The organism is Pseudomonas sp. PS01301 (genome assembly GCF_029960215.1).
Classification (GTDB): Bacteria; Pseudomonadota; Gammaproteobacteria; order Pseudomonadales; family Pseudomonadaceae; genus Aquipseudomonas; species Aquipseudomonas coleopterorum.
Map to the genome: position 1 here is coordinate 1 of NZ_JASCPM010000073.1, position 11,677 is coordinate 11,677.

Genomic DNA, 11,677 nt, shown 5'->3' on the forward strand with positions numbered 1-11,677 from the left:
CCCACATAGGCGCAGTCCGAGTCTTTGTGGGAGCGGGTCTCTGCCCGCGAAGAGGCCCTACCTGATGCACCGCAGGCAATCACTGCATCTCGAAGATGACCTGTTCCTGCCACTGCTGGGGCAGGGCCTTGGCGCTGGCTTCCCACACGTCCGGGTTCTTGATCGGGGTGACGTTGCGGTACTGCTCGGCCGGCAGCAGCTTGGCCGCGACATCTTCCGGCAGCTTGATGTGGTCGGCCCGGATCGGCCGCGCATAGCCGCGCGCCAGGTTGATCTGGCCGGCATCGCTGAGGATGTACTCACGCGCCAGCTTGGCTGCGTTCGGGTGCTTGGCGTACTTGTTGATGATGGTGGTGTAGCCGGAAATCACCGAGCCATCCGAGGGGATCAACACGTCGAAGCGTTTCGGATCGATCTGATCGCGGTAGCTCAGGCCGTTGAAGTCCCAGACCACACCCACCTCGATCTCGCCTTTTTCCAGGGTCTGGATGGTCGGATTGGCCAGCGACAGGCGCTTCTGTTGCGCCAGTTCGGTGAACAGTTGCAGGCCAGGGGCCAGGTTGCTTTCGTCACCCTTGAACGCGATGGCCGCCGCGAGCACCCCGTTGGCCGCCTGGGCTGCAGTACTGACGTCGCCGATCGCCACCTTGTACTTGCCGTTCTTCAGATCCGCCCAGCTTTTGGGCGCGTCTTCGGCTTTGACCAGTTGCTTGTTGATGATGAACGCGATGGTGCCGGTGTAGGCCAGCATCCAGTGGCCATCGGCGTCCTTGGCCCAGTCGGGGATCTGCGCCCAGGTGGAAGGCTTGTACGGCTGGGTCACGCCCTGTTTGGTGGCAATGGGGCCGAACGCTGCACCGACATCGCCGATATCGGCACTGGCGTTGTCCTTCTCGGCGGCGAACTTGGCCACTTCCTGGGCCGAGCTCATGTCGGTGTCCATGTGCTTGAGGCCGTACTTGTTGGCCAGGTCTTCCCAGGTACCCTTCCAGTTGGCCCAGGCATCGGGCATGCCGACGCTGTTGACCGTGCCTTCGGTCTTGGCCGCGGCTTCCAGGGTTTGCAGATCGGTATCCGCGGCCGAAGCCAGGTTGCACAACGCGATGCTCGAACCTAACAGTGTGGCCAGGAAAAGCTTTTTCATCCGGTGCTCCTATGGGCGCCTATCGAAACGAGGGGACTGTCGACGATTGGATTGATCAGGATCAGCAATACCCGAGCCAACGTAGGGGACGCGCATGACATTTTGACGTCGAGCGCGTCGGCCGCAGGCATGCTCAGGGCTGTCAGGCCCCTGGAAATCAAGCGTAGACGAGATTTGCCGTTTCGATCGATACGGCGCGAGGGCAGTTGCAAGCAGGGATGTACGGAGCGCTAGCCGGGCAGGGCCGCCAAGCGGGCCCTGCGAGGCGCGGAGGGATCAGTGGTTCACGGTAAAGGCCAGCATCGCCGACAGCTGACACATCGGCCGGCCGCTTTCGGCATGCCACTGGTTGAATGCGGCCTGCACGGCCGCCTGATCGCGCTTGGAGCTGGGCACCTTGTCGACGATCTCCTGGGCGTTCAGCGCGGCCACCACGTCCCAGCTGGGGATGAAGGTGTCCTTGCCGATCATGCGCAGGAAGCGCGGTGCCGACAGCCCACCCATCTGATTGCCGTGCTTGGAGATGTACTGCCACAAGCCAGTGATGTCTTCCACCGGCCAGTCGGCGATGAAATCACCGAAACTGCCGTGCTCCATGGCCACGTCGAGAATCATCTGGGCGTTGCGCGGCACGCTCTTGAGCTTGCCGAAATGGCGAATGATGCGGGTGTCCTGCATCAGCCGTTCCAGGCGCTCGGCGCCCATGAGCACGATCTTCTCCGGGTCGAAGCCGAAGAACACCTCTTCGAAGGCAGGCCACTTCGAGTCGACCAGGCTGTGCTTGAGGCCCGCCCGAAAGACCCGCAGGGCCATGGTCGAGAGGTAGCGGTCGGCGCTTATCTTGCGCAGTTGCGTCGGCGACTTGGCCGTCGGCAGACGTGCCTCCAGCGCTTTCTGCGAGCCGAAGCGATTAAGGCAGTACTCGTTCAGCCACTTGTAGTCTTGCATGGAACCGGTGTCCTCAACTGCTGGATGAATGCACGGGCAGGTCGCCTTCGCGCAGCCAGACCTCGTCGATGCGGTGGTCCGGTGCCTTGTGCAGAACCATCTGCGCCCGATCGCGGGTCACCAGGATGTTTTCCGTGAGGTTCTTCAGGTTGACCTCTTCCCACAAATAGTCGGCGCGCGCCTGTGCAGCGTCGCCCGATAGAGTGGTCAGGCTCATGAAGCGTTCCATGTACCAGTGACGAATGTCGGCGGTAGGGGCATCCAGGTAGATGGAGAAGTCGTGGGCGTGGTCCAGTTGGAGGATGTTCAGCCCCTCCAGAATCAGGATGTCCGGCTGGTCGATCAGGTGGAAGTGCTCGTCGATGTCCTTGATCGCCTGGGAATAGACCGGGACCTGCAAACCACGAACGCCCTGCCTGAGATCATGCAGGAAGGCCTTCAGGTCGTCGGTGCGGTAGCTCTCCGGGAAGCCCTTGCGCGGCATCAACTGACGCTCCTCCAGGATCCGGTTGGGATACAGGAATCCATCGGTGCTGACCACCTCGACCCGCGGTGCTTCCGGCCAGCCCTCGAACCGTTCCTTGAGCAGCGTGGACAGGGTGCTCTTGCCCACGGCGACGCTGCCGGCGATGGCCACCACGAAGGTGTGCCGATGGCCTTGATAGTGCTCGCGGATGTGTTCGCTGATCCAGGCCAGCGGCGACTCGTCGCCGAACGCCATGGCGGGGTACTTGGTGTAGGCGTGGATGCTCAAGCGTGGCCCGCCATCGTGCGATGCACTCTACGATCGGACTTAGCCACGCGCAGTGCTCAGCAGCTGTGCGGTCTGGCCCAGGCGTTTGCCCAGTGCCCGACACAGGGTTTTCTCGTGCTCGTCGAGCACGCGCTTGCCATCGGCACCGGCATGGTGGCTGGCACCGTAGGGGGTGCCGCCGCCCTGGGTTTCCACCAAGGCCGACTCGCTGTAGGGCAACCCGGTGATGAGCATGCCGTGGTGCAGCAGGGGCAGGAGCATCGACAACAGGGTGGTTTCCTGACCGCCGTGCAGGCTGGCGGTGGACGTGAACACCCCGGCCGGCTTGCCGACCAGGTCGCCGCTGAGCCACAGGCTGCTGGTGCCATCGAGGAAGTACTTGAGCGGCGCAGCCATGTTGCCGAAGCGCGTCGGGCTGCCCAGGGCCAGGCCGGCGCAGTTCTTCAGGTCGTCGAGGCTGGCGTAGACCACGCCCTGCTCGGGGATCGACGGCGCCACGGCTTCGCACTCGGTCGAAACCGCCGGCACGCAGCGCAGGCGCGCTTCCAGCCCACTGGCTTCGACGCCGCGGGCGATCTGGCGGGCCATCTCGGCGGTGGCGCCATGGCGGCTGTAATAGAGCACCAGGATGTAGGGTGTGTTCACGCAATGATCTCCAGTACGTTTTCCGGTGGCCGGCCGATCACCGCGCGTTCGCCGTTGACCAGAATGGGCCGCTCGATCAGCTTGGGATGCGCGGCCATGGCTTGCACCAGGTGTTCCTCGCCCAGGGTGGCGTCGGCCAGGTCCAGGGTTTTGTATTCTTCTTCACCGGTGCGCAACAGTGCTCTGGCACTGATGCCCAGCTTGCCCAGCAGCGTGTGCAGGGTGGCGGCATCGGGAGGCGTTTCCAGATAGCGCACGATGACGGGCTCGAGCCCACGGGCTTGCAGAAGCTCCAACGCCGCGCGGGATTTGGAGCAGCGCGGGTTATGGTAAAGGGTCAGATCGGTCATGGGAAAAGTCGCCTCCGGCATCCAGTGGCGGGTATTCTAACCACGTGGCGATGATCGGTCGCCTTTTTCGCATAGCTGCAGGAATGAGGAAGGGTAGATCCATGAAATGGCGTATCAAGGCCCGCTTCGCACCGTTGGCGGCCCTGCTGTTGGCGGCCGCGCTGCTGGGTGGTTGCGGGGGTGACTACGGCCCTGATCAGCATGGCAACCCGGTCAGCGCCAAGACCCTGGACAAGCACTGGCTGGTGGTCAACTACTGGGCGGTGTGGTGCGGACCCTGCCGCCGCGAGATTCCCGAACTCAATGCCCTTTCGCAGAGCCTGCAAGGGCAGGGCGTGCGGGTGCTCGGGGTGAATTTCGACAACCTCCAGGGTGAGGAATTGAGCGCCGCTGCCCAGACGCTGGGGATCGATTTCCCGGTACTGGCCCAGGACCCGGCGCCGCGTTTCGTCCTGCCGCGCAGCCAGGGGTTGCCGGTCACCTACATCATCGATGACCAGGGCAAGCTGCGCGAGCAATTGATGGGCGAGCAGACCGCCGCTGGCATCAAGGCGCGTCTGGCGGCCTTGCAGGGCAACGGCAACTGAGTTGCGCTCCAGGACCGTGCTCACCTGACGCCATTGCGTTCCAGACGATAGGCGCTGACCGCCTCGTACACCGCCTTGCGCAGGCGGTTGATGCCGCCGATGGGGCGATGCGCCTTGATCCCGTGCCAGGGGCTGAAACTGAGGTTGTCGCACATCAGGTTCTGCTCGGGTGTGTCGAAATCCTGAGCCGGCACCTGGATGTGGGCCACGGTCTGGAAGGGCGCGTCGCTTTCCTTCCACTGCACGCTGGTGTCTTCGATGGGCATGTAGCGCGTGGCGTCCTGCGTCTGGATCTGCAGGGCGAAGCAGGCTGGCTGACGATCGGTGGACAGTTGCTGGTACAACGCCGAGCGCAGGAAGTTGGGCACGTCGCGGTTCTGCGCCGGTGGCGTATAGGCCGGGCACGTTCCCGCTTCCGGGGTGACGCGGAACTTGGCGTTGAGGTTGCCGAACTTGTACGGCGACACGGAAAAGTAGGTGGTCAGCAGCGGGCTGGGCGGTGCTTCGGACAAGGTCGCCAGGGCGATGAACAGGTGCCGCACCTGCCATTGGCGCGGATCCCAGCCTGGCAGAAAGGCCATCACCTTCTTGCCGTCGGCCTGGGCCGCTACGTTCTGGCGATACTCGGCCACGTCGCTGACGAAGAAGTTGGCATGGTTGAACATGACGAAATCCTGCTCACCGCGTCCCTGCTGGCTGGGCAGCAGCTGATCGCCGGGCACGCCCAGCAGCTTGATGGCCATGCCGCGCGCGTCCTTCATGTTGTCGAACTGCGGATAGGCGTTGCCGTTGGACAGCCGCATCCAGGCTTGCCAGGTCTTGCCCGGTTCGCTGAACACACCCTGGCGCAGTGCCGGATCCAGATCGGTGGCCACGCTGACCTGCGCCTGCACGCAGCCATGCGCCTTGGCGTGGGCGTCGCGCAGGTAGCGGGTGGGTTCGCGGTGCTGGTCGACGATGCGGATGGCGGTCTGGATGATGTCCTGGGTCATCGCCGCTTCGCCGGCGGGAATCTGCTCTTGGGCCGAGACCGGCCCGGAGAACTTCCACGCGTACCACAGCGTGGCCAGCAACCAGCCCAGCAGGCCCAGGACGATCAGTCCCAGCACCGTCTTGAACAGCCAGGTACCCAGGCGCAGCCAGAAGCGGCCGATGGGGCCGGGCGGCGTCGAATCGATCGAGGGACGGTTGATCATGGCAGTCGTTTCTCCAGTGGCCCACCTAGGACCTTGAGGTATTCGAGCAGCGCCCAGCGCTCCTCGGGCTGCAGCAGGCGACCGATCACCCCGGCCCCCAGCGGGCCGTCGCGGAATTCATGGCCGCTGTTGGCGTTGCCGGTCAGGCGCGTGTCGTAGAGGAAACCGCCGGGGAAGGCTTCGCTGCGGTAACCCAGGTGCGCCGGGTCGTATTCCAGGTTGCCGCGGTAGAAGGTCACCGAGCGCTCGTCCTGAGGCGACAGCAGTTGATAGAGGCTGGGCACCGAACCGTTGTGCAGGAACGGCGGGGTGGCCCAGACGCCGGCCAGGGGCCGGGCCTTGTACGCGCGCAGTTCACGCACGCCGATGTCCATGCCGAAGCCGTTGAGCCGTGCCTGTTCCTGCGGGCCGATGCCGGCCTGGCGGTAGGCCCGCGCCTCGACGAAGGCAGTGACGTAGGCCAGTGCCTTGGCCACGGAAATGTGCTTGAGGTCGAGCGGCTCGCTGGGATCTTCCAGCTGCACGTTCATGGTCTTGAGGGCCTGTACGTCCCAGTTCAGCGCGCTGACATCGAAGCGATGATCGGCGATGTTGTTGGCAGCGGTAGGGTCGGTGCCCATGTAGTCGACCGAGCGCATCTGCAGCTTGGCCACGGGGCGCGGTCCGCTGTGGTCCACCGGGGGCACATGGCAGGCCGCGCAGTTTTCCTGGAACAGCTGCCGGCCCTGGGCGGCACGGGTCAGATCGACCTGGCCCAGCACCGCTTCGGGCCACTGCGGCGCGGGCAGACGCTCCACGGCTTGTTCGATGCGGTACAGGTCCATGACCCGCACGCTCGAGGGGTAGCGTTCGTCGCCCATCAGGGGCTGGCCGTGGGCGTCGAAGAACTCCAGGGTCGCCCCCACGCCCAACGCCTCGCCGATGTTGCGCGCCATCGGCTGCTGGGCCGAACCGTTCCACTGCACCCAGTCGAAGGTCCAGATGTCCCACAAGTGTGGATAGTCGACCGGCGCGTTGGCGACGCGATAGTTGTCGGCACTGATGGCGTCGCCGAAGGTGGCGTTGGCGATGCGGCCAAACGCATCGGCGCGGCCGGGCCCTTCCTGGACGGGGTACAGGCCGCGATGGGTGTCGTTCCAGGCGGTGTGCAGGATGCTGTTCAGCGAGGCCTTGAGCGCTGCACGCAGGGCGTCGTGCCCGGCCTCGTAGCCTTGCTCGCCGAGCACCGCCAGGGCGAAGCGCTTGAACTTCCAGGGATTGTAGTAGGTGGCCGCCATGCTCGCCGCCAGGGCCTGGCCGAAGTCGCCGCCGCGCAGGGTCGGCACCGTGGCGGGCAGCACGTGCTGCGCGGTGCCGCCGTCTACCCGCAGCGCCGTGCCGTTGAAGCGCAACTCACCGGTGTGGCACGCGGCGCAGCTGATGTCGAGAAACTGCGTGTCGCCGTTTTCGCCGGGGTGCCGGGTGAAGCCTATGGGCAAATCGTGCGGATTCTGCGCGTGGCCCGGTTCGATCAGGAAGCCGAAACGGCCGAGGTTTTCCGGCGCTGCGAAGCGTTGCGTGGAAAACGGCTGTTCCAGGTTGACGAACCAGTCGTAGTGCAGGCCCTTGACCTGGGTCCCCTGGGGGGTGAAGTAGTAGGTGTCGCGGTCGGCGTCGCTCCAGTCCTGCAGGTAGTGCAGGTCGCGGGCAGGGCTGTAGGCCGGCAGGTTGGGGTAGGCGATGTAGTAGGCGATGACGGCGACGGCCAACAGCGCGGCCACCAGCACGATCATCACGCCTCGAATGAGCAAGCGCATGGGCACGGTCCTTGTGATAAGCGCGGCTTTATGCCTGAAAAACCCAGTGATGGCAACTGGCCTTTAGTCTAGTCCTGGCAATCTTTCCATAACGCGCAGACGCCGGTCGTATCGGTGCCAGCCGGTGGTGCGTGACGCACATAAAGGGTGCAGGTCAAGGCCGATACGCCGCACCTGCGACCGGCTGCTTCCTTTCTTCACTGCGGTCCGGATGATTGTGGCGCATGGATTGCAAGCCTGTGCGCTACACAATGCAATCGATGCTGATTGCCTCCACACGACAACGGTGCCGTGCTGCCCGCTCTGATGAGCGCAGGCAGCTGGCGCCGTTTTTGTTTTTGTCGCCAGCAGCGAGGAGGGTCGATGACCGCCACTTCAGTGCGTAGCGTGTGCCCCTACTGCGGCGTCGGCTGCGGTATCGTCATGACTGTCGAGAGCGGCCGCGTGGTCAAGGTCAGCGGCGACAAGCTGCATCCGGCCAACGCCGGACGCCTGTGCACCAAGGGCAGCACCTGCGCCCAGCCGCTCAGCGATCCGGGGCGCATGCAGCACGCCTACCTGCGCGAGAACCGTGATCACGAGCCGGTACGGTCGAACATGGACGCCGCCATCGCCGCAGCCGGCAGCCGCTTGCGGCAGGTCTTCGATGAGCATGGCCCCGATGCCCTGGCCTTCTACGTCTCCGGGCAGATGTCGCTGGAAGCTCAGTACCTGGTCAACAAGCTTGCCAAGGGCTACGTGCGCACGCGGCATATCGAATCCAACTCGCGGCTGTGCATGGCCAGCGCCGGCAGTGGCTACAAACTGTCGTTGGGCGCCGATGGCCCGCCCGGCTCGTACGATGATTTCGATCAGGCCGAGGTGTTTCTGGTGATCGGCGCGAACATGGCCGACTGTCATCCAATCCTGTTCCTGCGCCTGCTCGAACGCCTCAAGGCCGGCGCCAGACTGATCGTCGTCGACCCACGGCGCAACGCCACCGCCGACAAGGCCGATCTGTTCCTGCAGATCGAGCCGGGCACCGACCTGGCGCTGCTCAACGGCCTGCTGCACCTGCTGCACGCCAACGGCGCCACCGACCCGGCGTTCATCGCCGCGCACACCGAAGGCTGGGAGGACATGCCGGCTTTTCTGGCCGATTACACGCCAGCCCGAGTTGCCCAGATCACCGGCCTCGACGAACAGGCGATCCGTCAGGCCGCGCAGTGGATCGGTGGCGCGGCCAACTGGATGAGTTGCTGGACCATGGGACTGAACCAGAGCATATATGGCACGTGGAACACCAACGCGCTGTGCAACCTGCACCTGGCCACCGGCGCCCTCTGCCGTCCGGGCAGCGGACCGTTCTCCCTGACCGGCCAGCCCAACGCGATGGGCGGGCGCGAAATGGGCTACATGGGCCCAGGCCTGCCCGGCCAGCGTTCGTTGCTGGTGGCGGCCGATCGGGCTCACGTCGAAACACTCTGGGGCATTGCCCCCGGCAGCTTGCGTGAAGAAGGCAACGCCGGCACCGTCGACCTGTTTCGGCAGATGGGCGAGGGCGCGATCAAGGCGTGCTGGATCATCTGCACCAACCCGGTGGCCAGTGTCGCCAATCGCCAGCAGGTCATCGATGGTCTGCAGGCCGCAGAGCTGGTGATCACCCAGGATGCCTTTCTCGACACCGAGACCAACCGCTATGCCGACGTGCTGCTGCCCGCCGCGCTGTGGGCCGAGGCCGAAGGGGTGATGATCAACTCCGAGCGCAACATCACCCTGATGCGCAAGGCCGTCGACGCACCGGGGCAAGCCCTGCCGGACTGGCAAATCATCGCCAGGGTGGCCTGCGCCATGGGCTTCGGCGAGGGCTTCGACTACACCAGCGCCAAGCAGGTCTATGAAGAGCTGCAACGCTTCGACAACCCGCAGAGCGGTTACGACATCCGCGGCGCCAGCTACGCGCAACTGCGCCAGCAGCCACGCCAATGGCCCGCGCTGCCAGGACAGGAGGGTGTGCGCAGCCCGATTCGCTACCTGACCGAGGCAGGCGTGCGCTTTCCCACCGCCAACGGTCGTGCTCGGTTCTTCGCCCGTCCGCACCTGCCAGGGGCCGATCAGCCCGACGCCGAGTTCGCCATGGTGCTCAACACCGGTCGCTTGCAGCATCAGTGGCACACGCTGACCAAGACCGGCAAGGTCGCCACCTTGAACCGGCTCGACCCTGGGCCGTTCATCGAGCTTCATCCCGACGACGCCGAGCGTCTGGGCATCGGCGAGGCCGATCAGGTGCAGGTCCGCTCGCGGCGCGGCCAAGCGGTATTGCCGGCCCGTCTCAGCGACCGGGTACGGCCGGGCAATTGCTTCGCGCCGTTTCACTGGAACGACGTGTACGGCAGCAATCTGGCGATCAATGCCGTGACCAGCGACGCCACCGATCCGCTGTCGCACCAGCCGGCGTTCAAGTTCGCCGCCGTGGCGCTGCAACGCGTCGGCTCGCCGAAAATCGCCCTGCAGAACCTCGATGCCGACGTGCCTGAGGCTGTCGCGGCAAGCGACGGGCAGGCGGCCATCCAGGTGCTCTGGGCTTCGCAGACGGGCACCGCGCAGGCCATCGCCGAACGCTGCGCGCAGACCCTGCGCGAGCGTGGTGCATCGGTCGCTCTGCGTGGCCTGCACGAGATCACCCCGGCCGAGCTGCTCGCCGCCCGTGACCTGTTGCTGATCACCAGCACTTTCGGCGATGGCGATGCACCGGACAATGCCGCGCGCCTGTGGGCCCAGTTGCAGGCCACGCAGACCGAGCCCTGTGCAGACCTGCGCTATGCCGTGCTGGCGCTGGGCGATTCCAGTTACGCGCAGTTCTGCGGCTTCGCCCGCAAGCTGGACGAGCGGCTGACCCAATTGGGCGGCGAGCGTCTGCTCGAACGCGTCGAGTGCGAGCCTGACGATCAGGCGCCCGCGGAGCGCTGGATACAGGCCGCCAGTCTGCTGCTTGCCGGACCAGCGTCCAGTTCAGTGGCTGAATCGGTGGCCGGTTCGGTTGCGGCAGAAGCTGCGTTGTATACCCGTCAACGGCCCTGGCTGTCGCGGGTCCTGCACAACCAGGTGCTCAACGCCGCTGGCACCGAGAAGGAAGTGCGCCATGTGGTGTTCGACTTGAAGGACAGCGGCCTGGTCTATGAAGCCGGTGATGCCCTTGGCGTATGGCCGAGCAACTGCATGAGCCTGGTCGAGGAACTGCTGGCCTGCCTGGGCCTGGACAGCAGCGAGCGGGTCCTGCTCAAGGGGCACGGCGAGCAGCCGCTGACAGTGGCTTTGCACAAGCATCTGGACATCACGCGCATAACGCCGCAGTGGCTGGCATTTCTGGGCGAGCGCTGCGCTGATCCGTTGTTGGCCTCGTTGCTCGAACCGGCCAACGCTGTCCAACTGCAGCAGTGGTTGTGGGGTCGGCAACTGATCGACCTGCTCGAAGCCTTTCCGGTGACGCTGACCACCCAGGAACTGCTCGGCCTGCTCAAGCCCTTGCAGCCGCGGCTGTATTCCATCAGCTCCAGCGCTCGCACCGACCCGCATCAGGTGCACATCACCTTGTCGACCGTGCGTTACCAGTGCAACGAGCGCGTGCGCAGTGGCGTCTGCTCGGGCTTTCTGGCCGATCGCTCGGCGGCGGCGCTGGTGCCGATCTTCGTTCAAAAGACCCGTCAGTTCCGCGTGCCCAGCCAGGCCGATACGCCAATGATCATGGTCGGTCCGGGCACCGGCATCGCGCCGTTTCGCGCCTTCCTTCACGAGCGCCAGGCGCTGGGTCATCACGGGCGCAACTGGCTGTTGTTCGGCGAGCAACGCGAACACAGCGACTTCTACTACCGCGACGAACTGCACGCCTGGCTGCGCAGCGGGCATCTCCACCGGCTGGATACGGCATTCTCCCGCGACCAGGCGGAAAAGATCTACGTCCAGGACCGCCTGCGCCAGCAGGGCGCCCAGGTCTGGCAATGGTTGCAGCTGGGCGGGCATTTCTATGTCTGCGGCGATGCCAGCCGCATGGCCAAGGATGTCGACGCAGTGCTGCGCGACGTAGTGGCCGAACACGGCGCCATGAGTACGCAGCAGGCCGAGGCCTATCTGGCGCAGTTGAGCCGTGACCGGCGTTATGTGCGGGATGTGTACTGAAAGGGTGCAGTGTGCACTGGGGTGGGGCTTTGTATCAGGGAGGGCCTCTTCGCGGGCAGAGCCCGCTCCCACACTGAAATTCTTGTGGGAGCGGGCTCTGCC

Annotated in this window: 9 protein-coding genes; 2 read left to right on the plus strand and 7 right to left on the minus strand. The window is 65.1% G+C overall.

From position 1 onward, the window contains the following. Nucleotides 1–79 precede the first annotated feature (79 nt). The 5 genes from QMX89_RS21885 to arsC form a co-directional block, all read right to left on the minus strand. Nucleotides 80–1,144, minus strand: a complete 1,065-nt coding sequence (locus QMX89_RS21885; protein WP_049861065.1) for an ABC transporter substrate-binding protein — start codon at nt 1,142–1,144, stop codon at nt 80–82. 276 nt (nt 1,145–1,420) lie between these two features. After that, nucleotides 1,421–2,092: a DNA-3-methyladenine glycosylase I gene (locus QMX89_RS21890; protein ID WP_282349859.1), complete on the minus strand. Its 672-nt coding sequence runs from the start codon at nt 2,090–2,092 to the stop codon at nt 1,421–1,423. 13 nt (nt 2,093–2,105) lie between these two features. Continuing rightward, nucleotides 2,106–2,846, minus strand: coding sequence for a type I pantothenate kinase (locus QMX89_RS21895; RefSeq protein WP_049861063.1), 741 nt, complete (start codon nt 2,844–2,846; stop codon nt 2,106–2,108). 39 nt (nt 2,847–2,885) lie between these two features. Next, entirely contained in the window at nt 2,886–3,491 is a 606-nt protein-coding gene (wrbA, locus tag QMX89_RS21900; RefSeq protein ID WP_090356953.1) for an NAD(P)H:quinone oxidoreductase, read from the minus strand. After that, on the minus strand, nt 3,488–3,841 hold the full coding sequence (gene arsC / locus QMX89_RS21905; protein ID WP_049861061.1) for an arsenate reductase (glutaredoxin): 354 nt from the start codon (nt 3,839–3,841) through the stop codon (nt 3,488–3,490). The genes wrbA and arsC overlap by 4 nt, the downstream gene beginning before the upstream one ends. A gap of 101 nt (nt 3,842–3,942) precedes the next feature. On the opposite strand from arsC, the gene QMX89_RS21910 reads away from it, so the two are divergent. Further along, nucleotides 3,943–4,428 (plus strand): TlpA disulfide reductase family protein, encoded by a 486-nt coding sequence (locus QMX89_RS21910; RefSeq protein WP_282349860.1) that lies wholly within the window; start codon nt 3,943–3,945, stop codon nt 4,426–4,428. A gap of 20 nt (nt 4,429–4,448) precedes the next feature. Here QMX89_RS21910 and QMX89_RS21915 read toward each other — a convergent pair whose 3' ends face one another. After that, entirely contained in the window at nt 4,449–5,624 is a 1,176-nt protein-coding gene (locus tag QMX89_RS21915) for a catalase family protein (RefSeq protein WP_282349861.1), read from the minus strand. Then, nucleotides 5,621–7,420, minus strand: a complete 1,800-nt coding sequence (locus QMX89_RS21920) for a di-heme-cytochrome C peroxidase (protein ID WP_282349863.1) — start codon at nt 7,418–7,420, stop codon at nt 5,621–5,623. The genes QMX89_RS21915 and QMX89_RS21920 overlap by 4 nt, the downstream gene beginning before the upstream one ends. Before the next feature lie 363 nt (nt 7,421–7,783). Here QMX89_RS21920 and QMX89_RS21925 point away from each other — a divergent pair, with 363 nt between their 5' ends. Next, nucleotides 7,784–11,575, plus strand: coding sequence for a bifunctional nitrate reductase/sulfite reductase flavoprotein subunit alpha (locus QMX89_RS21925; protein ID WP_282349864.1), 3,792 nt, complete (start codon nt 7,784–7,786; stop codon nt 11,573–11,575). The last annotated feature ends 102 nt before the right edge of the window (nt 11,576–11,677 follow it).